The sequence below is a fragment of the Ureibacillus manganicus DSM 26584 genome, assembly GCF_000772945.1.
In the GTDB taxonomy this organism is placed as follows: domain Bacteria; phylum Bacillota; class Bacilli; order Bacillales_A; family Planococcaceae; genus Ureibacillus; species Ureibacillus manganicus.
Map to the genome: position 1 here is coordinate 26,342 of NZ_JPVN01000007.1, position 26,989 is coordinate 53,330.

Below are 26,989 nucleotides of genomic sequence, written 5' to 3' on the forward strand. Positions count from 1 at the left end.
CGATGAACGACAAAGAAAAACGAGTTGCAGAACTTAATACGCTACTTCATGAGTACGGTCATGCTTACTATGTACTTGATAGGCCAATTGTTTCGGATGCTGAATATGATCGACTTTTACAAGAACTCATTGCGTTAGAAAAGGAAAACCCTGAATTCATTTATCCTGATTCTCCGACACAAAGAGTAGGAGGCAAACCATTAGAGGGTTTCCAAAAAGTTACTCATACTTACTCAATGTTAAGCTTATCAAATGCGTTTAATGAAGAAGATCTGAGAGACTTTGATCGTAAAATTGGCCAAGCAATTGGATCAGAATACTCTTATGTTTGTGAATTGAAAATCGATGGATTAGCTATTTCATTAAAATATGAAAATGGCGTTTTTGTTCAAGGGGCAACCCGTGGGGATGGAACTGTTGGAGAAGACATTACTATGAACTTAAAAACAATCCGATCGATTCCACTTCGCTTAAAAGAGCCTTTGACAATTGAGGTGCGCGGGGAAGCTTACATGCCAAAGAAATCCTTCCAAGATTTAAATGCATCACGTGAAGAAAATGGTGAAGAACCGTTTGCAAATCCTAGGAATGCGGCAGCAGGTTCTCTAAGACAACTTGATCCGAAAGTGGCAGCAAGCAGAAATCTCTCAACCTTTATTTATGCAATTGGTGGAGATGGAGAAAGTTACGGAATCGACTCCCATGCGGAAATGCTAGATTATCTAGAGACATTAGGATTCCCATCGAACAAAGAAAGACAATTATGTGCAACAATCGATGATGTATTAACGTTTATAAATAAATGGACAGAGGAACGCCCAAATTTACCTTATGAAATTGATGGAATAGTCGTCAAAGTTAACCGATATGCACATCAAGATGAACTAGGTTTTACAGCTAAAAGTCCTCGTTGGGCAATCGCTTACAAGTTTCCTGCAGAAGAAGTGACTACAAAGGTACTAGACATCGAGTTAACAGTAGGTCGAACAGGGGTTATAACCCCAACTGCGATTCTAGAACCTGTGTTAGTTGCAGGTTCAACTGTGGGTCGTGCCTCACTTCATAATGAAGATTTAATCCGTGAAAAGGATATCCGCATCGGAGATACAGTCATTGTCCATAAAGCAGGTGATATTATTCCTGAAGTTGTGGGCGTCATCTTTGAACAAAGACCTGATGATGCAGTGCCATTTGAAATGCCAAGTGAATGTATAGCTTGTAGTAGTGAATTAATCCGTATTGAAGGAGAAGTTGCCCTTCGATGTGTTAACCCTACTTGTCCTGCACAAATCGCAGAAGGTATTAAACACTTTGTCTCTAGAAATGCCATGAACATTGATGGACTTGGAGAAAAAGTAGTTGAACAACTGTTACGTGAAAACCTTATTAGAGATTTCGCTGATTTATATCATTTGGAAGTGTCCCGTTTAGTTAATTTAGAAAGAATGGGTGAAAAATCTGCTACAAATTTAGTGAATGCTATTGAGAAGTCAAAAGAGAACTCAATGGAAAGGCTACTCTTTGGTTTAGGTATTCGTCATGTGGGTGAAAAGGCCGCTAAAATTCTTTCAGAACAATATGAATCAATTGATACATTAATGGTAGCTACTGAAGATGATATCAAGTCCATTCATGAAATTGGCGACAAAATGGCTGTATCGATTGTCACTTACTTTGAGAAAGATGAAGTGAAGTTGCTAATAACTCGTTTAAAAGAGGTAGGCGTGAACATGACCTACAAAGGGAAGAAAGTACAGGTAGAAATAGGTTCGAGTCCATTCGCAGGAAAAACAATCGTTCTTACAGGAAAACTTGAACAATTAACACGTAACGAAGCAAAAGCAAAAATAGAAGAATTAGGTGGCACAGTTACAGGAAGTGTAAGTAAAAAAACTGACCTTGTTATTGCAGGCGCCGATGCAGGCTCGAAGTTAACAAAAGCGACTGAATTAGGGATTGAAGTTTGGGACGAAAACCGCCTAGTCGAGCAATTAGAAGATAAGTAAAGGAGTTTCAAATAATGAACCGTTTTCGCTGGCTTCCTTCAATCGTTGTATTAACAATGCTAGCAGCCTGTGTTCCTTCTCCTGAAGAAGACACAGAAGTTCTTCGAGACGAAACAGAAGAAGTTGAAACAACGATTATCCCCAGTATGCAATTAGATGAAAGTTACTATAAAACGCTAATTCCTTATAAAGAGAGCGCTAGCAGGGGGTTAGTTGTTTCAAATTTATATACTAAATATGATATTAATGAAGTAGAACTAGGACTAATGCGTCTTTCGCAAAATGCATTTAGTACAGACGAGTTCTTCTTTCAAGAAGGACAATATTTAGATGCAAATACTGTAAGTAATTGGCTTCTCCGTGAAAATCAAAATGCAAAGAAAGATCCTTCTCTATGGGGGCTAAATCCTTCAAACTTAAATGAGTCTGATGTAGAAATGGACCCTGTAACACGAGCGAAGGAAGCACCAATTTATCTTGCACATATTGTAGAGCAAAACTATTTAAAAAAAACTGATGACAATAAAGTCGGACTTGGCGGAGTTTCAATTGGACTGGCACTAAACTCAATTTACTACTATCAAAAAGAGCAGTACGGTGAATATTATCAAGAGCCAATCCCAAATGACGTCATGGTACAAAAAGGAAAGGAAATTGCTGAGGAAGTAATTACAAGATTGCGAGCGCGTCCTGAACTAAGTGATGTACCAATTATTATCGGACTTTTTGAACAGAAAGCAAGAAACTCAATTGTACCAGGTACTTATTTTGCATATAGTGTGTCTGAGCAAGGACAAAATGGATTAGGCGATTGGCAATCAATTGATGAGGTTTATGTAACTTTTCCAACGTCAGCAGAAGGTGACTATTATCGAGAAATGAATACCGCCTTCCAAAACTTTAAACAAGATATCGATAAATATTTTTCTAACTATACAAGTGTAATCGGATCTGGATATTATCGAAATAAAGAATTACAAGAAATTCAAATCGAGATTCCGATTCAATTTTATGGTACGACAGAGATTATAGGGTTTACACAATACTTGTCTGGTGTCATTCTCAATCAATTACCAAATGATGTGAGAATAGAAGTAAATATTACTTCCATTAATGGCGCAGAAGCACTTCTAATTAAAGAACCAAATGAAAATGAGCCATTTGTTCATATTTATTAAATAAGAGTTAAGAAAAACAGTGTAGTCCTTTTCTGGCTATGCTGTTTTCATTTGCCCCCACATATTATTTCTATTGTTGGTAAATAGGTTTGAAATGTAGCTGAAAATGGCGATAATTAGTAGGTACTATGTAGACGACAAAATGTGATGAAAAAATGAATCATCTAACGCGAACTTTCACGTATTTGTTCAAATTTGAGATTTTTTAAAGGAAAAATGGTATTATTATTGATTATTGCCATGTATTAAATTCGGAGGTGTAGAAATGGCAAAACTGTCAAAAGAAGAAGTAAAGCACGTTGCACATTTAGCAAGACTTGCAATCACAGATGAAGAAGCAGAAAAGTTTGCTGATCAGCTTGGTAAGATTACAGTCTTTGCAGAACAACTAAACGAATTAGACACTACGAATGTTGAACCGACTTCGCATGTATTATCTATCGTGAATGTAATGCGCGAGGATGTTGCAGTAAAAGGTTTAGATCGTGATGTAATGATGTTAAATGTAAAAGAACAAGAAAATGGACAAGTTAAAGTGCCACCAATCTTAGAAGACTAACATTAACCGTGAAGGAGGGACCCCCTACTATGACGTTATTTGAACGTTCAGCAAGAGAATTACAAGAAGGTTTACATAACGGCGAATACACAATCGCTGACTTAACAAACGAAGCGTTTTCACGAATTGAAAAATTGGATGGAGACGTACAAGCGTTTTTAGCTTTAGATAAAGAAAAGGCACTACAACGTGCAGAAGAATTAGAGACTATCCCTACAGGGGAACGTGGTCCGTTATTCGGTTTACCTATTGGGGTAAAAGATAATATTGTGACAGAAGGCCTTGAAACTACATGTGCTTCGAAAATCTTAAAAGGGTTCATACCTATTTATGATGCAACTGTCGTAAAAAAATTACGCGATGCGGGCATGGTAACAATCGGAAAATTAAACATGGATGAATTTGCAATGGGTTCATCAAACGAAAACTCTGCATATAAAACGACAAGAAATCCATGGAACTTAGATTATGTTCCTGGGGGTTCTTCTGGTGCTTCTGCAGCTTCTGTTGCAGCAGGTGAAGTTCCATTCTCGCTTGGTTCTGATACTGGGGGTTCAATCCGTCAACCAGCAGCATATTGTGGCGTTGTAGGAATGAAACCAACGTATGGACGTGTTTCACGTTTCGGTTTAGTTGCTTATGCTTCATCACTAGACCAAGTCGGCCCAATTACTCGTACTGTGTATGATAACGCACTTCTACTTGAAGCCATTGCAGGAGTAGATCCTAACGATTCTACTTCAGCTAATGTTCCAGTTCCGAATTATGTAGCTAACTTAAATGGTGACATTAAAGGACTACGTGTAGCAGTACCGAAAGAGTTTTTAGCAGAAGGTGTAAGTGAAGAAGTACGCCAATCGATTAAAAGTGCTCTAGATGTATTAAAAGGATTGGGTGCTACAGTGGAAGAAGTATCACTTCCTCACTCTAAGTATGCACTAGCAGCATACTATATCCTTGCATCTTCAGAGGCATCATCAAACCTTTCACGTTTCGATGGAATCCGTTATGGTTTCCGTGCTGAAGGCGTGAAAAACCTAATGGAGCTATATAAAGAAACACGTGCCAAAGGTTTTGGTGAAGAAGTTAAACTTCGTATTATGCTTGGTACGTATTCGTTATCTGCAGGTACGTATGATGCTTACTACAAAAAAGCTCAACAAGTGCGTACATTAATTAAAGAAGATTACGATAAAGTATTTGAAAACTACGATGTGATTGTTGGGCCAACTGCACCAACTGCAGCATTTAAAATCAATCAAAATACTCATGATCAATTAACGATGTATGCAAACGACATTTTAACAATTCCAATTAACTTGGCAGGTGTTCCAGCAATCTCTATTCCATGTGGATTCCACGAAGGTTTACCACTTGGTTTACAAATTATCGGAAAACACTTTGATGAGGAAACAATCTATCGCACAGCTTACGCATATGAGCAAGCGACTGACTTCCATAAACAAACTCCTCAAATTTGGGAGGGTAAATAATTATGAATTTTGAAACAGTCATTGGTTTAGAAGTTCACGTTGAGCTTAAAACAGAATCTAAAATTTTCTCTCCATCACCAAACCATTTTGGAGCAGAACCTAATACAAATACGTCGGTAATCGACCTTGGGTACCCAGGGGTTTTACCTGTATTAAATAAAAACGTTGTTGATTTTGCGATAAAAGCTTCATTAGCATTAAATATGAAAATCAATCAACATACGAAATTTGACCGTAAAAACTATTTCTATCCTGACAATCCAAAAGCTTATCAAATCTCTCAATTTGATAAACCAATTGGGTATGATGGTTGGATTGAAATCGAAGTTCCTGGAACAGAAGGTCAAGAGGGATACACGAAGAAAATCGGAATTACACGTCTTCATATGGAAGAAGATGCTGGTAAATTAACACATGGAGATGGCTACTCTTTAGTAGACTTTAACCGTCAAGGTACGCCATTAGTGGAAATCGTGTCTGAGCCAGATATCAGAACGCCTGCTGAAGCGTATGCATACCTTGAAAAAATAAAATCAATTATTCAATATACAGGTGTATCGGATGTTCGTATGGAAGAAGGTTCTCTACGTTGTGATGCGAACATTTCGATCCGTCCTTATGGTCAAGAAGAATTCGGTACAAAAACAGAGTTGAAAAACTTAAACTCATTTAACTTTGTACGCAGAGGTCTTGAGCATGAAGAAGTACGTCAAGCAGAAGTATTAATGTCTGGTGGCGTAATTGAGCAAGAAACTCGCCGTTTTGATGAGAAAACAGGAAAAACTATATTAATGCGTGTTAAAGAGGGAACTGATGACTATCGTTACTTCCCAGAGCCTGATTTAGTGAATCTTGTTATTGATGATGAGTGGTTAGAGCGCGTACGTCAGTCGATTCCTGAACTACCAGATGCTCGTAAAAAACGTTATGTTGAAGAATTGGGCTTAACGGAATACGATGCAAGTGTACTAGTAGTGAACAAACCGATTTCTGATTTCTTCGATGGAATGGTTAATGCCGGAGCAGATGTTAAATTATCTGCAAACTGGTTAATGGGTGACGTGTCAGCTTACCTAAACGCAGAGCAAATCGAAATTGGCCAAACAAAGCTTACAGCTGAAAATCTAGCTGGAATGGTGAAGTTAATTTCTGATGGAACAATTTCTTCTAAGATTGCGAAGAAAGTATTTACTGAGCTTGTTCAAAACGGTGGAGACGCAAACGAAATCGTTAAAGCAAAAGGTTTAGTACAAATTTCTGATGCATCTGTATTAGTTCCAATCATTACGAAAATTCTAGATAATAACCCACAATCGATTGAGGACTTCAAAAACGGGAAAGACCGTGCAATTGGCTTCTTAGTCGGTCAAATTATGAAAGAAACAAAAGGACAAGCAAACCCACCAATGGTGAACAAAATCTTGCTTGAAGAGATTAATAAACGATAGTATTTAATGAATGCTCATTTAACAGTTAGGGAAACCTATCAGTTAAATGAGTTTTTTATTTTGTCAGAAAAGAGATTTAGTTTTCTTAACTTCATAATGCAACTAATGCTGATCCTCGTAGGATAGTGAACAGTCAAGTTTACTAATCTTAACAAGGATATGGAACGATTAATAAAGATTATTGAAGGGGCGATTACGTAGTGTATAAGACACATGAGAAATGGTTAATTTACTTAAGTTTTGGAGTTGCATTCATTATGCTTTTATCCATCATCGGTAGACTATTTAGCTAGGAGGATTTACTTTGATTAATGAATCAGCAGTATTTTGGAGTCGAGTTTTAACTGAACTTACCTTATCGTTCCACATCATATATGCCACTATAGGAGTCGGTATTCCATTGATGATTATGATTGCTCAGTGGGTTGGTTATAAAAATAATGATGAACATTATATCTTACTTGCAAGACGATGGGCGAGAGGATTTGTAATAACGGTTGCAGTAGGAGTAGTAACTGGAACTGCAATAGGGTTGCAACTTTCTTTACTATGGCCAAATTTCATGCAACTTGCCGGTCAAGTGATTGCCTTACCACTATTTATGGAAACTTTTGCATTCTTTTTTGAAGCAATCTTTTTAGGGATTTATTTATATACATGGGATCGGTTTGATAGTCAAAAGAAACATATGTTACTACTTATACCTGTTGCGATTGGCGCCTCCATGTCTGCCGTATTCATTACAATTGTTAATGCTTTTATGAATGCTCCTCAAGGATTTGAAATATTAAATGGAGAACTGGTGAACATACAGCCATTAGTTGCAATGTTTAACCCAGCGATGCCAACAAAAGTAGCACATGTATTAGTTTCAGCTTATATGACGTCAGCATTTATACTTGCGTCAATTGCAGCCTTCAGATTATTAAAAGGATCTAACCATATCTATCATAAAAAGGCGCTCTTTTTGCTAATGAAATTAGGACTTATTTTTTCGATTGCAACAGCAATTATTGGAGACTTCTCGGGTAAATATTTAGCGGAATATCAACCGGAAAAGTTAGCAGCAGCTGAATGGCATTTTGAAACAGAAGAGGGTGCATCACTTGTACTCTTAGGGTTTTTAAATGCTGAAGAAGAAATAACGTATTCCATTCGCATCCCTTATGCACTAAGTATCTTGGCATTTGGAAATCCGATGGCGGAAGTAGTTGGATTAGAAGAATTCCCTGAAGATGAAATTCCACCACTCTATATCCATTATTTATTTAACATAATGGTGTTTATAGGAATGTTCATGATACTTGTGTCAATTATATACCTGGCAGGAATATGGCGAGCATGGTCCTTTATAAAAGCAAAATGGTTTAGGTGGGGAATTGTTGCTGGAGGTCCGTTATCAATCATTGCTATTGAAGCCGGTTGGTGGTTAGCAGAGGTGGGAAGGCAACCATGGATTCTCCGAGGAATAATGCGAACAGAAGAAGGCGCCACAACGAGTGGTCAAGTAGATTTAATGTTTATTCTGTTCTGTTTATTATATTTAGTACTAGGAATCGGCAGTATTGTTGTATTAAGAAGAATGTTTCGTTCAAATACAATTGAACAAGAAATTGCAGACCGCGAATCTGTAAAGGCAGGTGAAGGACAATGAGTTTAGAGATATTGGGAATTACAGTATTATGGACTTTTCTATTTGGCTATATCATTGTCGCTTCTATTGATTTTGGAGCAGGTTTCTTTAATGCATATAGTTTACTGACGAATCGATCACATATTTTAACAAATATTATTCAACGATATTTATCCCCAGTTTGGGAAGTAACGAATGTATTCCTTGTATTTTTCTTTGTAGGTATCGTTGGATTTTTCCCTCAAACTGCTTATTACTATGGGACACTTTTGCTCGTCCCTGTCAGTATTTCAATCATTTTACTTGCAGTACGTGGATCTTATTATGCCTTTGAATCTTATGGCTCAAGGGGTCATAAGGGATACGCTTTTGCGTATGGGTTGTCTGGCTTATTGTTTCCAGCTTCTCTTTCAGTAGTTCTTACAATTTCTGAAGGTGGTTTTATAGATGTAGTTAATGGTCACCCTGAATTAGATTATTGGAAGTTATACACAAGCCCGTTATCCTGGAGTATTGTTTTATTAAGTGTAGCTGCAGTTCTTTATATTTCAGCTGTTTTTCTAACTTGGTATGCTTGGAAGGCGAAGGATTTAGAGGCAAGTAACTTAATGCGAAAATATGCACTTATATGGTCAATACCATTAATCATAACAGCTGCTGGTATTATTGTGGAATTACGAGATCATAACAAGATTCACTATGAGAATATAGTAAAATTATGGCCTGTTTTTTCCTTATCAGCATTGTTATTTTTAGTTACATTATATTTCATATGGAAGAAGCGTAGTTATGGGATATCGGTTGTTCTATTAATTTTGCAATTTGCTTTTGCTTTTTTTGCGTATGGATTTTCACACTATCCTTATTTGTTATATCCACATTTAACCATTCATGAGGGCTTTACAAATCAAGAAATGGCGATTGCCTTAGTTATCGTATTTGTACTCGGATTGTGTTTATTAATACCGTCATTATATCTGCTGTTCCGACTATTTTTATTTAATAAAGAATATGTCACAGGTGAAAGAAAAGATCATGCATAGGAGAGTTAAGTATGAACGATTTTATGATTTTTGTAGCTCCGTTTATAATGGTTATTATTTCCATTATTATTGCATTTATAATAGCACCAATGGATAAATCAATAAAAGAGGAAAAGCAATAAATTTATATGAAATCTTTGTGTTTCTATTGTACGCGTAATTGTTGAATAATACTTAATTTCATAAAAATGGATGGAAATTCATTAATAAATGAAACATAAAAATTGTTTTTCTTAAAAAGGAAATGCAAAATAGATATATAGGAAGGGGAGATCGAATATGAAAACAGAACAACAATATTTTGAAGAATCAATTTCAATGCAAGAGTATATGGAAAAAATGACGACAAACCTAAAAGAACCAGGCTTTGAAGTATACAATAATTTTAATGTGAACCCAGAAGATGAAGCGTTTCAACTGTTAAAAGAGAAAAAGCCGCATATTCTTGCCATTACTGAAGATTGGTGCGGTGATGCAATGTTAAATAATGCTGTGATCCGTAAAATTGCAGAAGAAGCAAACCTTGATATCCGCTGTGCACTACGTGATGCAGATACAGATTTAATTGACCGTTACTTAACTAATGGTGGTCGCGCAATTCCAATTTACCTATTCATAAGTGAAGAAGGGGAAGTCATTGGAAAATGGGGTCCACGTGCGCCAGAGTTACAACAAATGGTTATGGACATGAGAGCACAATTACCAGATAAAGAAGACCCTCAATTTGCTGACAGACAAAAAGAAATGTATACTTCTATCCAGAAGAAATTTGTCGAAGACCCACAATGTGCAAAATGGGTGTATGAAGACATGAAATCAGTCATAACGAAAGTATTATCATGATCATATAATACAAAAGAACAATCAGGATTTTACTTTGACTATGTTAAAGGATGAAAACAAAATGAAAAGAGCTAGAATCATTTATAATCCAACTTCAGGGAGAGAATCGTTTAAAAAACATTTACCTGAAGTTTTAGAGAAGCTGGAGATTGCGGGGTATGAAACATCTTGTCATGCAACAACTGGAGAGGATGATGCGAGGCTTGCTGCTGCGGATGCTGTAGAAAGAGGCTTTGACATTATTATCGCAGTTGGGGGCGATGGTACGTTAAATGAAGTGGTGGCTGGTATAAGTCCCTATGAAAAGCGACCTAAGCTTGGAGTAATTCCAATGGGTACAACAAATGACTTTGCTCGTGCAGTACACATCCCAAGAAAAATTGAAGAAGCAGTAGACATCATTGTTAAAGGAGATACCATTCCAGTAGATGTAGGATTATTAAATGATGAACGCTATTTCATCAACATTGCGGCTGGAGGTCGCATCACAGAGTTAACCTATGAAGTACCAAGTAAAATGAAAACAATGCTTGGACAACTGGCGTATTACATTAAAGGAATTGAAATGCTTCCATCCATCAATGCAACACATATGCGTATTGAGTACGACGATGAAGTCTTTGAAGGCGATGCAATGCTATTCTTCTGTGCATTAACAAATTCTGTTGGTGGCTTTGAAAAAATCGCCCCTGATGCAAGTATCAATGATGGACACTTTACAATGATGATTTTGAAAAAGTGTAATATTGGGGACTTTATCCGCTTAGCCTCATTAGCACTTCGCGGGGAACATTTAAATGATCCGAATGTAATCTATAAAAAAGCTCGTAAAGTAAAAGTGACATCCGAAGAAACAGTTCATCTAAATTTAGATGGTGAATTCGGTGGAGATGTACCTGCTTCATTAGTTAATTTAAAACGACATATTGAAGTATTCGTTCCGATTGAAGACATTAGAGAATTGGATCGAGTGTAAAACTGTAAAACCTGTATGGCCGGCTATAAGCTCTAAGTCATACAGGTTTTTTATTTTTTAGAAGAAAAGTACTACTCAAGTAGATCTGATACACATAAAATGTAATGCTATTCATTATATTTTAAAGGAGCATAGAATGTATTCTTTATTGGTTCTAATCCATGTATTAGCTGCAATTATTGGTATCGGAGCAACGTTTGTATTTCCTGTACTGATGGCTTCTGTAAAACATCTAACTCAACTAAAGTACACATTGACATTAATGAAAAAGGCTGAATTGTATCCGAAAATTGGAGGCGTATTTTTATTACTTTCTGGACTCATTATGGGATTTATTAACCCTGTATATTTTACGAAAGTTTGGTTTACAGGGTCACTAGTTTTGTATGTAGTCATTGAGATTCTAATTTACGGAATTGCGAATCGCAAAATGAAGAAAGTTGTCCCTTTAGTTATGGCGGCAACAGGCGAAGAAATCCCACACGAATATAAAGAAGCAGAAAAAGTCTCACAACCCATCCATATGATTGCATCATTAATAGCCATTGTGATAATAGTATTAATGACATTAAAACCTTTCTAAATTGTATTTTAGCTTAGGAGAAAAGTTAAACTTTTCTTCTTTTTTGTTTGTTGAATTTGCTGGAATGTGCATGATATTTTTTAAGAAATGAGTAAGTCACAAAAATTTCAAATATGGAATTAAATCCCTTTATTTTGTTCGTTAGTTATAGCGAAGTTACATAATTTTTGCAATAATGAAGGTAAGAATAGAAGAAAGAAAGTAATAAAAATTCAACATTGACGTAGAGAAAAAAGTTGAAATAGCATATTTTTCTTAGCTACATAGAAGGAATATGAAGATGAAAGGAACGATCTGCTATGACGTTCGGTAAAACAAGGGTAAATCTCTGGTTAGCATTGCTACTTTTAGTATTAGTGAGTAATTGGGTTCTGTACAAAACGAATTTAGGTTCAATGATTTTGACAGAAGAAACAAATCCAGTAGTTATTGGCTCTTTACTTGATTTCATCGTAATTGCTCCAATTTTGTTTATGCTATACAAAAAGAAATTTTCATGGAAGATGGCAATTGGTTTGATTGCTACAGGTTGTATAGCTGCAAAACTAATTATTCCGGCTAGTTTCCTGCAACCATTTGATGCGATTACATGGACTGGGATTGGGTTAGAAGCTGCAATTGTTCTATTTGAACTTTCATTAGTCATAACATTTGTTCGATATATGCCAAAGATTAAAGAATCAGTACGAAATAGTGATTTACCAAGAGTCTTTTCTTTCCCCAAAGCTGTAGATCAATATGTAACGAAAAACCCTATCATATATGCCATTTGTTCGGAAGTGTTAGTATTCTATTATTCATTTTTGAGTTGGAAGAAGAAGCCTTATGAAGGTATAACAATATATAAAAATTCAAGTTTAATCGCTTTTCAAATTATGCTAATTCACGCAGTGATCCTAGAAACTATTGGCGTTCACTGGATGTTGCACTATATTGGAATTAACCCAATTGTAGCTATAATTATGTTAGTGTTAAATGTGTATACAGTGTTTTTCATACTTGCAGATATTCAAGCGTTGCGTTTAAATCCAATCTACTTCAATCGTGAATCGATTTATCTTTCACAAGGGTTAATGCAACGTGTAGAGATCCAGTTCGATAATATTGAGGAACTAATTACTGATAAAGAAGTCATACAAGGGAAACTTCCTAAAGGTACTTTATCTTTTGTAGCTAGAGACTTTGAAACAGTGTACCCTGATGTCATTATCAAACTTAAAAACCCTGTAAAAGCAACACTCATTATGGGATTACAAAAAGAATGTACACAAGTTGCAGTACGTACTGATTCACCAAATGAATTTTTAGAAAAACTTCAAAGTGAAATAGAAAAAAAAAAATAAATTAATGAATAAAAACCTTCCTATGAAAAAAGTGATAGGAAGGTTTTATTTTATCTATATAACTCCGAATCAAATAGCCACAAAGAAGATCCATCATTCCACACTGTACCTGAATTTTGAAGTAAGCGAAGTGAGCTGCCATCTTGTGAAGGGGCAATGGCCCAATCTGTGCCCCCAGAGCCATTCGATAATATGAGTGCTTCGCCTGGTTCTCCATTAATTTCGCCAGGATTTGAAAGATACCATTTCCCACGAACAGTTCGATCTTCCCAAAGACCATATGACATTTGATAGGTTCCATTCTCATTAAGGATGATTTGTCCTGCATCTGCACCAGGGGTGAATTCATGTGTTGCGTATTCATTCGTATTTTCATCATAATAATTTGTAGCTGATCCAGGAATCCAAATATACCAAGTTCCAAAGATCCCGTTGTTCTCCGGTTTTTGTTCTACTTGTTTATTTTCCTGATCTAGTGTTTCTTGCTTTCTGTTTGTAGACTGTTTTACATTATTAACTTGAGATACCCCAGTAGATTCTTCTTCCATAGATATATCCGAAGATTCCTCATTTAAATTTGCTATTTTAGCAGGACTAAAGGGAAGCGATTGGTCACCGCAACCTACAATTAAAACGATAGAAAAAATCAAAAAAGCGAATGGCAAAAGGTTAAATGATTGGCTTTTTCTCACCACAAAAACACTCCATTTTATAGTTTCTTTACAATTAACTCAGATTATAACATTACTATATTATAGATAATATGCTAAAAGTCACACTTTAGATATGTATTTTTACCTGATAATGTAATATTTGTATGTCAATGTTCTTGTGGGATAGTATTTTGCAATGATACTTCAAATGTTATATGGCTCTATTTATGTCTTGAAAGAAATACCATTACTTATTAAATGGATTCACCATCGCTATGCTACCCTCAATGACGTAATTTTGCTACAATAGAAACACTGAAATGGAGGACGGAACATGGCATTACCAGTAAAGAAAAATGATCGAAGAACAGTTTATATAGAAGACTTAACCCATGACGGAAATGGTGTAGCAAAGATTGATGGCTATCCGTTATTTATACAAGGAGCACTTCCACAGGAGACAGCTGAAATTCACGTGTTGAAGACGCTAAAGAATTATGGATTTGCAAAAATTGTAGATATCATCGAACCATCACCTGATCGAGTGAAAGCACCTTGTATTTATTTTGGAAAATGTGGCGGATGTCAGCTGCAACATCTTTCATATGAAGGACAATTGAAGTGGAAGGAAAACATGGTAAAGAACGTCATGAAACGAATTGGCAAGATTGACGCACCTGTACTTCCAGTAAAAGGAATGCAAGACCCATGGAACTATCGTAATAAATCACAAATACCTTTTAGTATGACGGAAACAGGTCCAATTGCAGGATTCTATAAATCAAAAACCCATGACATTGTTGATATGGAACGTTGTTTAATTCAAGTAAGTGAAGCGGACGCAATTATGGCGACCCTAAAGAAAGAATTGAAGGAAATTGGATTACAACCATACAACGAAGAATCTCACCAAGGGATGCTTCGTCATGTTGTGGTTCGTAAAGCGCGTGCAACAGGAGAGGTAATGATTGTATTAGTTACAAATAAACATAAATTCCCTCAGAAAGATGCAGCTATTGAAGTCGTACGTAAACTTGTTCCGAATGTGACATCGATTGTACAAAACATAAACATAGAAAAAACAAACGTTATTCTTGGCAATGAAACTTATACACTTTGGGGTAAAGATACGATTGAAGATACAATTGGTGGCGTACGTTTTGAAATATCTGCTCGCTCATTCTATCAAGTAAACCCGGTACAAACAGAAGTGTTGTACAAGCAGGCATTAGATTATGCACAGTTAAAAGGTGATGAAACTGTCATTGATGCCTACTGTGGTATCGGGACGATTTCGTTATTTTTAGCAGAGAAAGCGAAGCAAGTAATGGGTGTTGAAATCGTAGAGCAAGCTATTGAGGATGCAAAACGTAATGCTGAGTTAAATGGGTTTATGAATACGTATTTCGAAGCAGGTCCAGCAGAAGAAGTGATTCCTCGTTGGTATTCGGATGGTAAAGAGGCTGATGTGTTAGTAGTGGACCCACCACGTAAAGGCTGCGATGAGGCGTTACTCCAAACAATCATTGAGCACAAACCAAAGAGAGTGGTCTATGTTTCTTGTAACCCTGCTACACTTGCGCGGGACTTACGCATTTTAGAAGACGGTGGATACAAAACAATGGAGATCCAGCCGGTGGATATGTTCCCGCAGACGACACATTGTGAAGCCGTCGCATGGTTGGAGTTAATTAAGTAATACCAAAATAAACATTTTCGATTTCGCTTCCAGATTTAATCATTCTCGGGTTTTCCTGAATAGGAACCCGAGATTTTTTCGTTCTGGTATTGGTAATCAGATAGGATTTATTATTTTATTCTCTATCCCTGCAATTTTATCTAAGTTCATCGATTCTGGTGTTGGGGCTAAAAACGGATTAAAAATTAAACTGAAACTGAACTCCGAAGATGTACATTTTTGAAGTGACTAATATTCAGATTCAGTTTACAAAAGGAATAACGTCCTAATATATATTTTTTAGCTATTTTCTTTATTTTTTACTAAAAAATAGGCAGTGATCCAGGAAGTAACCGGAATAACGAGAGTTACTCCAATTGCTGCACATAAGATTGTAATCAATTCTGCACTAAAAACCTTTGAATTCACTATTTCACTTATTGAATAAGATAAATCTTTAAACCATATTAGCAATGCCAAATAGCCACCAAAGAAGGCGAAGAACAGTGTATTTGTACTTGTTCCTAATATATCTCTTCCAATACTTAACCCAAAACGGAATAATTCATTACGACCAATATGTGGATGATGATACTGCATCTCGCGCATAGGTGATGAAATGGCAATTGCTGCATCCGTAATAGCTCCAATTGTACTCATGATAATTACTGATACGGCAATTTTCACGAAATCAATTCCAATGTTAAATGAAAACGCCCCAAGCTCTTCTATTTCCTCTTCACCAAAACCTTGTATCATTGCCTTGTTCGTTATGACCGTTATAAACAAAATCAGGATTACAGTCGTAATAATGGTTGAAAGAAAGGCAGTCTTTGTTTTTCCGTTAATTTCATTAATATAAAAAAGATTGATACAACTGATCACTACACATGCAGCCAATGTCAACATGACAGGATTAATATGTGGATCGTGCATAAAAAAGACAGTTGTCATGATGACGGCAAAGTTTAAAAATATTGCAAAAAAAGACCTTATCCCTTTTCTTCCTCCTATAAGGGACATTAATAGGAACAATATCCCTGACAATAACAATAATACATTCATAGTCTTGCCTTCTTTCTATTTACGAAAAATATCGTTGTATAGAGGCCTATTGGTATGGTTATCACAATACCAATCCCTCCAGCCAGTGCTCTGGCCATTTCCAGCGAAAGGTTTACTGAAATCGTATAACCGAAAGGAGATGCGTTCTTAAAATAGAGAAGGAGCGTCGGTATCGAACCACTTACATAGGCAAAAAACAAAATATTTGTCATGGTGCCCATAATATCTTTTCCAATTTCCATTCCTGATTTAATAAGTGCTTGTACTGAAATATTGTTATCTTTCTCATATAATCCAAAAATGGAAGAAGACATGGTAATAGCTACATCCATCACAGCACCTAAAGAACCAATGAATAAACCGGCCATAAATACCGTCTTATATGGTCGAGTAATAAATTGTAATTCCTCATATCGAAGTCCATTTTCGCCTGTTACCAAAAGAGCTAGGTATGTAATTAATAGTGAAATGAAGGTTCCTAGTATGGTCGCAATAATAGCTGCATATGTTTTTTCATTTAAACCATTAACGAGTAACAAAGAAACGACTGTAAATAAAATAATACATATACCGCAAATCCATAACAAACTTTGATCTGACTGATGAACATAAATATCCAACGCGAATGATAACAGAGTAGTAGTAAATACTAAACTAATAACTGATAATAGCCCCTGCTTTTTTCCTACAAGCAACAATACAAAGACAAATACCCATGCAATAATAACCAAATATTTATCACGTTTGACACCTTGAATTGTCCCCGTTCGTTCCTTACCTTCATCAATATTCTGGTCGATTGAAACTAGTAACTCATTACCAACTTCAAACTTATTATCAAGGGCTTTGGATTGTGAAAATTCATTTATCAAATGAATCTCCATTCCTTTTTCTTCTCCATTTTTCAATTCGGCGATGATATGTTGCGTATATAATACATCTTCATTGTTAATAAGATCCTCTACCTTGGTTACATCCTCTATGTTTGTTTTTATGACCTCAGCAATTGGGCGGTCATAAAAGGAATAGTTATTATGAACAAAAAAAACGGAGCCTATAAAACAACATATGAGTATGGTGTAAAAAATTTTATGTTTGTAAGTCATTTTTTTATATAGGCTTCTAACAGAATTCATTAACAAACCTCCTTTAAAAGTAATTGCTATGTAATTTGCGCATTTTGAGTTGTAGAATACTCTACTTCAGCGTGTGTAAATATTTGTGTGTACTAATGAAAATAAGGAGACTGAGTTTATAATAAAAACCTGCAAAAAGTGTTAACCGAACCATTGTATCAAAATTAAATATGGTGCTCAAAATGTAGGGCCTTCGAAAGAATTGAGGCCCTGATTTTTTTCGTTGGTTTAAATAGTTGTATGACACAAAATTACAAAAATTTATGCTCAATCATTGGCACGAGGAAGGGGAAATTTGTATGGAATGAAATTTTAATGAACTATTAACGATTACGAAGGCGATACAAAAAAACGTTACTAAAAAGATTAAACATCTTTTTCCGTAGATAAAGCTGTTTTAGAAATCACTTGCTTATACAAGATGCAAGGTACAATAATTTTCAATTAAATATTGCATTTTAGAAAGCAACATTTTGAGATGAATAAGAAAAATTTGCCTCGACTCTATTGAATTGATTCGATGTCTATATAACTAAACCCACCAGCAACCTTGTGTTGCCACATACAATCGACACATTGTGAAGCGGTCGCGTGGTTGGAAAGAAATATAATCTAAATGTAACAGTGAGAAGAGAGCCTTTCCCTTTGGGAGAGGCTATTATCTTTGAGTTTTATAATTAATTACTATGAACAAACATTATTAAGGTAACAGTGGTGTAAAAGTTAGACAAAGTTATCAAAATAAAAGGGATAAAAACTGGATTATCATCTACAACAAATTAATGGAGCAAACATATTCTGTGATACTAGTTATAATCATTATGATTAAAGGAGATGGCTTTCGTTGGCCCGTACATCATTGGCAACAATGTTAGAGAAAGCATATAATGCTGCTCATGCAGCAATGGAGATAGAAAAAGGTAAAAATAATGTTATGACTAATCAAAACAATACTTCAAATGAAACTAAGACTAAGGATCTTTTAAAAAAAGGAAAAGAAAAACAATCCCAGGATAGAAAGGAACGTAAAAATAATCCTAAGGTAGTCATAGTGGGCGCGGGTTTAGCGGGCCTCACTTGTGCTTATCGTCTTAAACAGGAGGGCATAGATGCTACCGTTTATGAGGCGAGTAACAGGGCAGGGGGACGCTGTTGGACAAGAAGAGGAGAATTTAAAGAATGTCAGATTGTTGAAAGAGGCGGGGAGATAATAGACACGGATCATATAGAAATTCAAGAGCTTGCTAGAGAGCTAGGTCTAGTATTAGATGATTTAATAGAGGCAGAACCAGCGAATACAGAAACTTTTTATTATTTTAATGGAGGTCCTTATACTGTTGAAGAAGCAACAACGGATTTTTTGGAAATTTACCCCAGATTACAAGAGGATTTGGATGAAGTTGGGGAATATACTCTTTATAACCATTATACAAAACGAGGGTTTCAGCTTGATCATATGTCCATCATCGATTATATCAATGAAATAGTTCCAGGCGGTATCCGTTCCAGGTTTGGTGAACTATTAGCAGTAGCGTATACTGTAGAATCCGGGGCAGAAGCCTATATGCAAAGTGCGTTAAATCTACTATATTTGTTAGGGAGTGCCCCAAGAGGTTCCTTGGAAATTTTGGGAGAGTCAGATGGACGATTTAGAATAAGAGATGGTAATGATAAGCTAACTACGATTTTAGCAGAGAAACTTAGCGGCCAAATTGAGTTCAACGCAGAACTCATAAAGATTGAACAATATAGAGAAAATCGCATAAGGCTTATCTTCCGAAACCAACAAAGAATGTGGGAAGTTTTAGCGGATAAAGTTATTATCACCATTCCGTTTAGCATTTTAAGAAGGTTGGATTATAGAAAGGCAGGATTTAGACGCTTAAAACATATTGCTATCCAAGAGCTTGGAATGGGAGTAAACACAAAACTTCATGTACAATTTTTCAATAGGTATTGGAACGAACTTGGGAACAATGGAGAAACATATACAGATACTGGTTATCAAGGTACGGACGAAGTTTCACGTGCTCAGCCTGGAAAATCGGGGATATTAGTTAACTATACGGGTGGAAGAACTGCAGCAAGACAGTTTGCTACAACAGATAAACAACTAGAGGCCATTACATTAGATTTCTTGAGAAATATAGAACCTGTTTTGCCAGGTGGTATTAAGAACTGGAATTCTATTTCAAAAATTGACCACTGGCTCAGTGATCCATGGACAAGAGGCTCCTATTCATACTTTAAGGTTGGGCAATATACTAAATTTGCCGGCATAGAGGGGGAACGCGAGGGGAATATTTTCTTTGCAGGAGAGCATACATCCATTGATTATCAAGGTTATTTAAATGGAGCTGTTGAAAGCGGAGAAAGAGCTGCTCAAGAGGTGATGGATGATTTATAAGATCCACAAAGAAGAACCCCCATTGTTAGTTTGGGTTTTTCTTTGAAGTATGACTCAGTTAATATGAATTTGAATTGTTGACAATTATTAAAATAAACCCATCAGCAACTTGTTGCCACATACACTCTACACATTGTGAAGCGATCGCATGGCTTGAGTTATCTGAATAAATTTAAATGGCTGTACCGAAAAAAACGATTTTGTTTGGATTTTTTCGGTACAGCTTTTTCTTTTGCTTTTATAAATCGTGAAAACCTTTTTGATCATGCAGAAAAATATGGTCACAATGGCATTGGATAAGCTATAGTGACCCTTTATACATTTTGAATCAGCTCTATAAAATTTTGGGCAGCTTTGGACAAGCTATGATCTTTGAGCCATATTAATCCGACTGATCCAGTCAAATCGGTTGTGCCTGATATTCGATAGGCATTTATCGGATATCCCTGAAATCGGTGAAGCAGGGTTTCTGGAACAATTGAAGCAGCAAAGTCAGCTGTAACTAGATCCAACAGAAGACTAATATCAGAACACTCCCCAACAATAGTAGGTTGTAGTTTGATTCGTGAAAAAGCTTCCAAAATCAGATAATGTACACCTAATCCTTCAGTACTTGGAAAAAGGAGAGGATACGGTTGAATTTCAGTAAGTGATATTTCTTCATTAAATGATGGATGATCCTTAGATGTAATGAAATAAAATGGCTCATTGCATAAATGGAGTACAGAAAAATCGTCCAACGGCAGCGGCAAACGGATAATTGCTAATTCAATCATCCGGTCCCTGACTAATTGACAAAGATGCGAGGATTCATTCTGTTGAATTTTATACGTAATATTCGGGTATTTTTTTTGAAAATGCTTAAACACTTTAGGCAAACCATTGACTGAAAAGGTGTTAACTCCGATTGTAAGCTTCCCGTTTAAGCCTCTTCCTACTTCCATTACTTCTGATTTTGTTTCTTCCATCAATTGAGTTATTTCCAATGCATTTTTGTATAGCGTACTGCCTGCCTCTGTTACCTCCAAATATTTTCCGCTTCGCTCGACTAGTTTTGAACCGAGCTCTTTTTCCATCGCTTGCAATTGCTGGCTTAATGGGGGCTGGGACATATGAAGTCTTTTTGCGGCAGCAGAAATCTTTCTTTCTTCCACAATCGCAATGAAATAGCGCAGTTGCCGAATATCCATTTTGAACATCCTTTCCAATGTATATGAAAAACATAAGTATAGATAATTTTTTTAATATTTTTAATATAATTACCCCCATGATAACATTTATATAGGAGGTGCAGAACAGTATGAAGCTGAACGGAATTATTACAAGCTTAATTGTAGTTTTGCTTACTGCATGCAGCGCATCGCCAGGCAATGAGAAAAGTTCACCTGTACTAGAAGAAAAGGAGGAATCCCCTGTGGAACAACAGCTAATTTCTGCAGCAGCACGAGGAGATATAAAAGCCGTTTTAGCATTACTAGAAGACGGGGCGGATATTAATGCAACGGATCATTACGGAAATACAGCTGTAATGGCTGCAACGCAAAAAAACAATGTAGACACAGTTAAGGTTCTTATCGGACAAGGAGCAGATATAAATATCCGCAATAACAATATGGATAATGTATTGTTATATGCCGGTGCAGAAGGTTTGCTAGAAATTGTGAAAATTGCTATACAAGCAGGTGCCGATACAACAATTACAAATCGTTTTGGCGGAACTGCGCTTATCCCGGCTTCAGATCGAGGTCATGTGGATATTGTGCAGGAACTTTTAACTAACTCTGACATAGACGTGGATCACATTAATCACTTGCATTGGACCGCACTGCTGGAAGCGGTCACTTTAGGAGATGGAGGGGGAAACTACCAAAAAATTGTACAATTATTGGTTGATCATGATGCTGATGTTAGCATTGGTGATAGAGATGGTGTTACCCCTTTAGAACATGCAAAAAGACGCGGGTTTAAAGAAATTGAGCTAATTCTAATAAACGGAGGGGCGTAATCACCCAAGTTGGGCATATACAAGGATGAGCAAATTAACAATAGGGGTTGTTCATGAATTTTTTACAGAGATATTGATAAAATGAAATTATTTAAAGGGGAGAAATACTTTTGACATTATTAATAAAGAATGTGCGTTTGGAATCTGGCTATTTGTATGATCAAACATTTGTCACATCTACCGAAACAAAAATTGTTGATGTTCTAATCGAAAATGGAAAGTTTGTTAAAATAGCCCCAACAATCGAAGTAGGCGGTGCGGCAGTTGTAGATGCCAAAAACCAGCTTCTCGTTCCATCGTTCAGGGAAATGCATACACATATCGATAAAACATACTTCGGTGGCGGGTGGAAAGCACCAACTCCGGCAATAGAAGGAATTTTCACTCGTTTTAAAGAAGAAGCGATTTTATTGCCTAAACAATTGGATGTCGCTGAAGAACGGGCACATGCAATGGTAAGGCATTATATTAAAAACGGACATACGCATATTCGCACGCATGTGAACGTTGACCCGCAAATTGTGACGAAGCATATAGAAATAGCGAAGCGTGTTTTAGATAGTTATCAAGATCAAATCACGTATGAAATCGTTGCATTCCCACAACATGGCTTATTACGTAATGGTCATGAATTTTTAACGGTCTTTGAAGAAGCATTGCAAATGGGAGCAACACATATTGGAGGAGTAGACCCTGCTTTAGTAGATCGAGACAGCGGTGAAGTTTTAAAAACAACTTTTCATTTAGCGCAAAAATACGATTTGGCAATCGATATTCATTTGCATGAACGAAACACATTAGGGGAATTTGAAATACTGCAAATTGTGAATGAAATCGAACGGCGTTCTTTTAAAAATGAAGTAACACTTAGTCACGCATTCGCATTTGCAGACTTGCCCCAACAATCTTTAGACAATCTAATAGATCAGGTAGCTGCAAATAATGTTGGAGTGACAACAACGGTTCCAATTGGTGCAGGTCCGATTACACTCCCTGTCAAATATATGTATGATCGGGGCGTAAAAGTTTCATTTGGACATGACAGCCTTACTGATCATTGGTCTCCTTTTGGAAGTGGTGATACGATTCAAAAATTAAATCAATTTATACAACGTTTTGGATACATTGACGAATGGCATATTGGACAGTCATTGAAATATGCTACAGGCGGATTAACACCATTAAATGAAGCTGGTGAACAGCAATGGCCGAAAGTCGGCGATACGGCCAATGCGCTGCTTGTCGATGCAGTAAGCTCAGCGCATCTGATTGCAAGACAATGCCCTATTTCGACTGTAATTTCAAAAGGTAAAATCATTCATGAAAAAGAGATAGAGTTAAAGGGGGAATTCCGATGATTACATGGCTGCGAAATGTTCGGCTAGAAGTTGGCGAAACAATAAATGAAGATGGCAGCATCCAAACCAAAACCGATTTGTTTCATATTCAAGTTGCAAAAGAAGGAGTCATCCAAGCGATTATCCCTGCAACTGAAAATATCACTGATGTAGATGCTGTTAATATGGAAGGAAAATTAGCGCTTCCTCCATTTAAAGAAATGCATAACCATTTGGATAAAACGTATCTCTCTTTAGGATGGAGGGCTTGTCGTCCTGTAAAGAATTTATCCGAGAGATTGGCTCTTGAAGCAGCCGAGCTGGAGGAACTTGCAGAAACAGTGGAACAAAGGGCATCAGCCATGATTGAATTGCACTTGGAAAATGGTGTGAATCATATCCGGACACATGTCAATATTGACCCTTTTATTAAATTGAAAAATTTAGAAGGCGTTAAAAAAGCACTGAAAACCTATGAGCAATATTTAACTTATGAAATTGTGGCTTTTCCTCAACACGGCATGCTGGCTCATGAAGAAATGCCAAGTTTATTAAGGCAAGCATTGGAAGCAGGTGCAACAATCTTAGGGGCGCTTGATCCGGCAGGTATTGACAAAAGTATTGAAAAATCATTGCAAATTACGATGAATATAGCCAAGGAGTATGGTGTGGATGTCGACATGCATCTTCATGACAGAGGACAAGTAGGCTTCTATACGATGGACAAATGGCTGGATATGACGAAAGAACAAGAATATAAAGGATCCACTTCTTTTAGTCATGCATTTGGTTTAAGTCAGATGTCGCCACATATGCAAAAACAATTTGCAAAAAAATTAAGCGAGCATGATGTGGAAATTATGTCCACCATACCTATTTCTGTAAACTCTCAGCTTATTCCAATTGATATTATGAGAGCGGAAGGTGTTAAAGTGGCTTTAGGTTGTGACGGTTTTTATGATTCCTGGAGCCCTTATTTTTCTGGTGACATTTTGGAAAAGGTGCACAATTTTTGTAACTATACAGGGAAGTCGAGCGAACGTTCATTACGCCAAAGTTTAAGTTTAATTACTCAAGGAATAACACCATTGAATGGTAAAGGTGAACAAGTGTGGCCTATGGTTGGAGATGAGGCGAGTTTTGTATTTGTGGATGCCAGCTGCAGCGCGGAAACAGTTGCAAGACTACCTAAAAATAGACAGCTGTTGAATAAAGGGAAGATATACAACTCAAAAAAATAGATTCAAGCAATAATGATTACCTAATTACATTTATAATGTATGACACATTTTGTCTTATCGAGAAATGGATAAAAGACCGATACTCCACAGCACTTGAAATCCTTGCAGAAGATACTTTAGCAATCTATACAAAATCCTATATGTTTTCACATAAACAGTACCCCGTAATTGTTAGACGTAAATCTAGCATTTATGGGTTTTTTTATGAGATTTACTATTGTAAGAAACTATTCGATGTGTCTATCGTTATTAATATTATCTTGACAGAAACTCAAATAAGTAATAGTATAGACCACCTAGAAAAAACTATTTCACTATAATATTATTTTGTTATTTTAATAGTTCTAATTCGAACTTAATATAAATCTCGATTTTTAGTTTAACTTATAAAAGGAAGGTGTGAAAATGGGAAATTTAGTATATCGAAAAGATAATCTATTAAACAAATTTTTAGGAGTATACTTTTTAGCTGTTTTGATGTTATGGGTTAAAACGTATATCACTCAATTAACACAATTTGATCTAGGTGTAGAAGGATTCCTTCAACAATTCCTTTTATTAATAAATCCAATAGGATCGGCCATGCTATTTCTAGGATTTTCACTTTTATTTAAAGGAAAGAGGAAATATACATCGTTAGTTGTAGTTTACACTCTTATGTCCATTCTTTTATATGCGAATGTTGTTTACTACCGATTTTTTAATGATTTCATTACGTTACCAACCTTATTTCAAACACAGAATTTTGGAGATTTAGGCGGAAGTATTCTTTCTTTATTGAAACCATACGATATTTTATTCTTTGTGGATGTATTTGTATTGATTTATCTACGATTTTCGAAAAAAATACAAAAAAATACAAGTGAGTTTCGACGCAAGAAAGCAATCTTGGTTATTGCTTTCGCATTAGTAGTATCGGTTATTAATTTAGGCCTCGCTGAAGCAGATCGTCCACAATTATTAACTCGAGGTTTTGATCGAAACTATATTGTGAAATATTTAGGAATGTATAACTATTCCATTTACGATTCAGTTGAAACGATGAAGGCCTCATCACAGAGAGCTTTGGCGGATAGCGATGATATTACAGAAGTTATTAACTATACGAAAGCGAACTATGCTGAACCCAATTCGGAATATTTTGGTGCAGCAAAGGGAATGAACGTCATCTATTTACATTTGGAATCATTCCAAAACTTTATTATCAACTATAAATTAAATGGCGAAGAAGTAACACCATTTTTAAATTCATTAACAAAAGATTCAAATACATTGTACTTTGATAATTTCTTCCATCAAACAGCCCAAGGTAAAACTTCGGATGCAGAGTTTATGCTTGAAAATTCTTTATTTGGTTTACCACAAGGGTCTGCTTTTATTACTAAGGGGCAAAATGAGTATCAATCAGCTCCAGCAATATTAAAAGATAATGGGTATTCATCTGCGGTATTCCATGGTAACAGCGGAAGCTTCTGGAATCGAAATGAAATTTATAAATCATTCGGTTATGATCATTTCTTTGATGCGAATTATTATGATACTAGATCTCCAGTAGATATGGCTGAATATGGTTTGTTGGATAAACCATTCTTTGAACAATCATCAAATCTTTTAAACACTTTACCGCAACCATTCTATACGAAATTTATTACAGTGGGTAACCATTATCCATATAATCTAAATCAAAACTTAGCCACAATTGGTAAAGGTAGCACCGGTGATGCGAGCGTGGATAATTATTTCCAAACGGCACGTTATGCGGATGAAGCAATTGAACAGTTCTTTACTCAATTAAAAGAATCAGGTTTATACGATAATAGTATGATTATCCTTTATGGTGACCATTATGGTATTTCAGAAAATCATAATAAAGCGATGGAAAAAGTTATTGGAAAAGAAATCACACCATATGAAAGTGCAAATTTACAACGGGTACCATTATTTATACATGTTCCTGGAATGAAAGGCGGAGTAAATCATTCTTACGGCGGTCAAGTAGACCTACTTCCAACCTTATTACACCTACTTGGAATCGATTCACAAAAGTTCGTTCAATTTGGTACAGATTTATTGTCAGAAGAGCATAATGAACTTGTAACATTAAGAAATGGCGATTTTGTCAGTCCTACGATTTCTTCAATAAATGAAAAGTTTTATGATAATAAAACAGGGTTACTATTAGAAGATAGTCAATTAGAATTAGCAAATAGGTTCAAAAAAGAGGTGGCTTTTAAATTACAATTATCTGATAAGGTCGTGAATGGGGACTTATTGAGATTCTATACGCCAACAGGATTTACACCAGTTGATCCTTCTCAGTACAATTACAACAAAAATGCAAATATAAAATCTAAATAATTGA

The 26,989-nt window shown here is 36.1% G+C and carries 22 protein-coding genes; 18 read left to right on the forward strand and 4 right to left on the reverse strand.

Translation table 11 applies throughout. The annotated features are described in order from the left end of the window. Window positions 1-2: 2 nt before the first annotated feature. The 12 genes from ligA to CD29_RS07050 all read left to right on the forward strand — a co-directional run bounded on the left by ligA (window position 3) and on the right by CD29_RS07050 (window position 13,105). Window positions 3-2,006 (forward strand): NAD-dependent DNA ligase LigA, encoded by a 2,004-nt coding sequence (gene ligA / locus CD29_RS07000; RefSeq protein ID WP_036184645.1) that lies wholly within the window; start codon window positions 3-5, stop codon window positions 2,004-2,006. Window positions 2,007-2,020: 14 nt separating this feature from the next. After that, window positions 2,021-3,184 carry a CamS family sex pheromone protein gene (locus CD29_RS07005; protein ID WP_036184646.1) on the forward strand — a complete coding sequence of 388 codons (1,164 nt, stop codon included), beginning with the start codon at window positions 2,021-2,023 and terminating at the stop codon, window positions 3,182-3,184. Between the two features lie 265 nt (window positions 3,185-3,449). After that, complete coding sequence (gene gatC, locus CD29_RS07010) at window positions 3,450-3,743, forward strand: Asp-tRNA(Asn)/Glu-tRNA(Gln) amidotransferase subunit GatC (protein WP_036184647.1); 294 nt, start codon at window positions 3,450-3,452, stop codon at window positions 3,741-3,743. A gap of 29 nt (window positions 3,744-3,772) precedes the next feature. Then, on the forward strand, window positions 3,773-5,236 hold the full coding sequence (gatA, locus tag CD29_RS07015) for an Asp-tRNA(Asn)/Glu-tRNA(Gln) amidotransferase subunit GatA (RefSeq protein WP_036184650.1): 1,464 nt from the start codon (window positions 3,773-3,775) through the stop codon (window positions 5,234-5,236). A 2-nt stretch (window positions 5,237-5,238) separates the two neighbouring features. Further along, window positions 5,239-6,684, forward strand: a complete 1,446-nt coding sequence (gene gatB, locus CD29_RS07020) for an Asp-tRNA(Asn)/Glu-tRNA(Gln) amidotransferase subunit GatB (protein WP_036184652.1) — start codon at window positions 5,239-5,241, stop codon at window positions 6,682-6,684. 304 nt (window positions 6,685-6,988) lie between these two features. Beyond that, window positions 6,989-8,338 (forward strand): cytochrome ubiquinol oxidase subunit I, encoded by a 1,350-nt coding sequence (locus CD29_RS07025; protein ID WP_036184654.1) that lies wholly within the window; start codon window positions 6,989-6,991, stop codon window positions 8,336-8,338. Continuing rightward, the gene (locus CD29_RS07030) at window positions 8,335-9,360 is read left to right on the forward strand and encodes a cytochrome d ubiquinol oxidase subunit II (protein WP_036184657.1); all 1,026 of its coding nucleotides are present in this window, start codon (window positions 8,335-8,337) and stop codon (window positions 9,358-9,360) included. The genes CD29_RS07025 and CD29_RS07030 overlap by 4 nt, the downstream gene beginning before the upstream one ends. Window positions 9,361-9,371: 11 nt before the next feature. Next, a complete protein-coding gene (gene cydS, locus CD29_RS20925; protein ID WP_408056608.1) occupies window positions 9,372-9,482 on the forward strand; it encodes a cytochrome bd oxidase small subunit CydS in 111 nt (36 codons plus the stop codon). Between the two features lie 157 nt (window positions 9,483-9,639). After that, window positions 9,640-10,203 carry a thioredoxin family protein gene (locus CD29_RS07035; protein ID WP_036184660.1) on the forward strand — a complete coding sequence of 188 codons (564 nt, stop codon included), beginning with the start codon at window positions 9,640-9,642 and terminating at the stop codon, window positions 10,201-10,203. Between the two features lie 61 nt (window positions 10,204-10,264). After that, window positions 10,265-11,179 carry a diacylglycerol kinase gene (locus CD29_RS07040; protein WP_036184663.1) on the forward strand — a complete coding sequence of 305 codons (915 nt, stop codon included), beginning with the start codon at window positions 10,265-10,267 and terminating at the stop codon, window positions 11,177-11,179. Window positions 11,180-11,315: 136 nt separating this feature from the next. Continuing rightward, window positions 11,316-11,762 (forward strand): DUF2269 family protein, encoded by a 447-nt coding sequence (locus CD29_RS07045; protein WP_036184665.1) that lies wholly within the window; start codon window positions 11,316-11,318, stop codon window positions 11,760-11,762. Window positions 11,763-12,061: 299 nt separating this feature from the next. Then, window positions 12,062-13,105 carry a hypothetical protein gene (locus CD29_RS07050; RefSeq protein WP_036184666.1) on the forward strand — a complete coding sequence of 348 codons (1,044 nt, stop codon included), beginning with the start codon at window positions 12,062-12,064 and terminating at the stop codon, window positions 13,103-13,105. 50 nt (window positions 13,106-13,155) lie between these two features. Here CD29_RS07050 and CD29_RS07055 read toward each other — a convergent pair whose 3' ends face one another. Then, window positions 13,156-13,797 carry a hypothetical protein gene (locus CD29_RS07055; RefSeq protein WP_140422899.1) on the reverse strand — a complete coding sequence of 214 codons (642 nt, stop codon included), beginning with the start codon at window positions 13,795-13,797 and terminating at the stop codon, window positions 13,156-13,158. Between the two features lie 295 nt (window positions 13,798-14,092). On the opposite strand from CD29_RS07055, the gene rlmD reads away from it, so the two are divergent. Next, window positions 14,093-15,457 carry a 23S rRNA (uracil(1939)-C(5))-methyltransferase RlmD gene (rlmD, locus tag CD29_RS07060; protein ID WP_036184671.1) on the forward strand — a complete coding sequence of 455 codons (1,365 nt, stop codon included), beginning with the start codon at window positions 14,093-14,095 and terminating at the stop codon, window positions 15,455-15,457. Between the two features lie 279 nt (window positions 15,458-15,736). Here rlmD and CD29_RS07065 read toward each other — a convergent pair whose 3' ends face one another. Both CD29_RS07065 and CD29_RS07070 read right to left on the reverse strand, forming a co-directional pair. Then, on the reverse strand, window positions 15,737-16,501 hold the full coding sequence (locus CD29_RS07065; protein ID WP_036184674.1) for a YibE/F family protein: 765 nt from the start codon (window positions 16,499-16,501) through the stop codon (window positions 15,737-15,739). Beyond that, on the reverse strand, window positions 16,498-17,637 hold the full coding sequence (locus CD29_RS07070; protein ID WP_036184676.1) for a YibE/F family protein: 1,140 nt from the start codon (window positions 17,635-17,637) through the stop codon (window positions 16,498-16,500). Before CD29_RS07070 ends, CD29_RS07065 begins: the two co-directional genes overlap by 4 nt. An 844-nt stretch (window positions 17,638-18,481) precedes the next feature. Between CD29_RS07070 and CD29_RS07075 the strand changes: the two genes are divergently transcribed. Then, the gene (locus CD29_RS07075) at window positions 18,482-20,044 is read left to right on the forward strand and encodes a flavin monoamine oxidase family protein (RefSeq protein WP_036184679.1); all 1,563 of its coding nucleotides are present in this window, start codon (window positions 18,482-18,484) and stop codon (window positions 20,042-20,044) included. 314 nt (window positions 20,045-20,358) lie between these two features. On the opposite strand, the gene CD29_RS07080 is transcribed toward CD29_RS07075, so the two are convergent. After that, window positions 20,359-21,234, reverse strand: a complete 876-nt coding sequence (locus CD29_RS07080; RefSeq protein ID WP_036184681.1) for a LysR family transcriptional regulator — start codon at window positions 21,232-21,234, stop codon at window positions 20,359-20,361. Between the two features lie 224 nt (window positions 21,235-21,458). On the opposite strand from CD29_RS07080, the gene CD29_RS07085 reads away from it, so the two are divergent. The 4 genes from CD29_RS07085 (at window position 21,459) to CD29_RS07100 (ending at window position 26,985) form a co-directional block, all read left to right on the forward strand. Next, window positions 21,459-22,049: an ankyrin repeat domain-containing protein gene (locus tag CD29_RS07085; RefSeq protein ID WP_036184954.1), complete on the forward strand. Its 591-nt coding sequence runs from the start codon at window positions 21,459-21,461 to the stop codon at window positions 22,047-22,049. A 110-nt stretch (window positions 22,050-22,159) separates the two neighbouring features. Next, entirely contained in the window at window positions 22,160-23,407 is a 1,248-nt protein-coding gene (locus CD29_RS07090) for an amidohydrolase (protein WP_036184682.1), read from the forward strand. Continuing rightward, a complete protein-coding gene (locus tag CD29_RS07095) occupies window positions 23,404-24,627 on the forward strand; it encodes an amidohydrolase (protein ID WP_036184683.1) in 1,224 nt (407 codons plus the stop codon). Before CD29_RS07090 ends, CD29_RS07095 begins: the two co-directional genes overlap by 4 nt. A 405-nt stretch (window positions 24,628-25,032) precedes the next feature. After that, a complete protein-coding gene (locus tag CD29_RS07100) occupies window positions 25,033-26,985 on the forward strand; it encodes an LTA synthase family protein (RefSeq protein WP_036184685.1) in 1,953 nt (650 codons plus the stop codon). The last annotated feature ends 4 nt before the right edge of the window (window positions 26,986-26,989 follow it).

Excerpts from the sequence above, each read along its gene's own strand:
- CD29_RS07035 (WP_036184660.1), top strand. The coding sequence starts at position 9,640 with ATGAAAACAGAACAACAATATTTTGAAGAATCAATTTCAATGCAAGAG.
- CD29_RS07045 (WP_036184665.1), top strand. The coding sequence starts at position 11,316 with ATGTATTCTTTATTGGTTCTAATCCATGTATTAGCTGCAATTATTGGT.
- CD29_RS07040 (WP_036184663.1), top strand. The coding sequence starts at position 10,265 with ATGAAAAGAGCTAGAATCATTTATAATCCAACTTCAGGGAGAGAATCG.
- CD29_RS07070 (WP_036184676.1), bottom strand. The coding sequence starts at position 17,637 with ATGAATTCTGTTAGAAGCCTATATAAAAAAATGACTTACAAACATAAA.
- CD29_RS07065 (WP_036184674.1), bottom strand. The coding sequence starts at position 16,501 with ATGAATGTATTATTGTTATTGTCAGGGATATTGTTCCTATTAATGTCC.
- gatC (WP_036184647.1), top strand. The coding sequence starts at position 3,450 with ATGGCAAAACTGTCAAAAGAAGAAGTAAAGCACGTTGCACATTTAGCA.
- CD29_RS07050 (WP_036184666.1), top strand. The coding sequence starts at position 12,062 with ATGACGTTCGGTAAAACAAGGGTAAATCTCTGGTTAGCATTGCTACTT.
- CD29_RS07100 (WP_036184685.1), top strand. The coding sequence starts at position 25,033 with ATGGGAAATTTAGTATATCGAAAAGATAATCTATTAAACAAATTTTTA.
- cydS (WP_408056608.1), top strand. The coding sequence starts at position 9,372 with ATGAACGATTTTATGATTTTTGTAGCTCCGTTTATAATGGTTATTATT.
- ligA (WP_036184645.1), top strand. The coding sequence starts at position 3 with ATGAACGACAAAGAAAAACGAGTTGCAGAACTTAATACGCTACTTCAT.
- gatB (WP_036184652.1), top strand. The coding sequence starts at position 5,239 with ATGAATTTTGAAACAGTCATTGGTTTAGAAGTTCACGTTGAGCTTAAA.
- CD29_RS07080 (WP_036184681.1), bottom strand. The coding sequence starts at position 21,234 with ATGGATATTCGGCAACTGCGCTATTTCATTGCGATTGTGGAAGAAAGA.
- rlmD (WP_036184671.1), top strand. The coding sequence starts at position 14,093 with ATGGCATTACCAGTAAAGAAAAATGATCGAAGAACAGTTTATATAGAA.
- CD29_RS07005 (WP_036184646.1), top strand. The coding sequence starts at position 2,021 with ATGAACCGTTTTCGCTGGCTTCCTTCAATCGTTGTATTAACAATGCTA.
- gatA (WP_036184650.1), top strand. The coding sequence starts at position 3,773 with ATGACGTTATTTGAACGTTCAGCAAGAGAATTACAAGAAGGTTTACAT.
- CD29_RS07030 (WP_036184657.1), top strand. The coding sequence starts at position 8,335 with ATGAGTTTAGAGATATTGGGAATTACAGTATTATGGACTTTTCTATTT.
- CD29_RS07095 (WP_036184683.1), top strand. The coding sequence starts at position 23,404 with ATGATTACATGGCTGCGAAATGTTCGGCTAGAAGTTGGCGAAACAATA.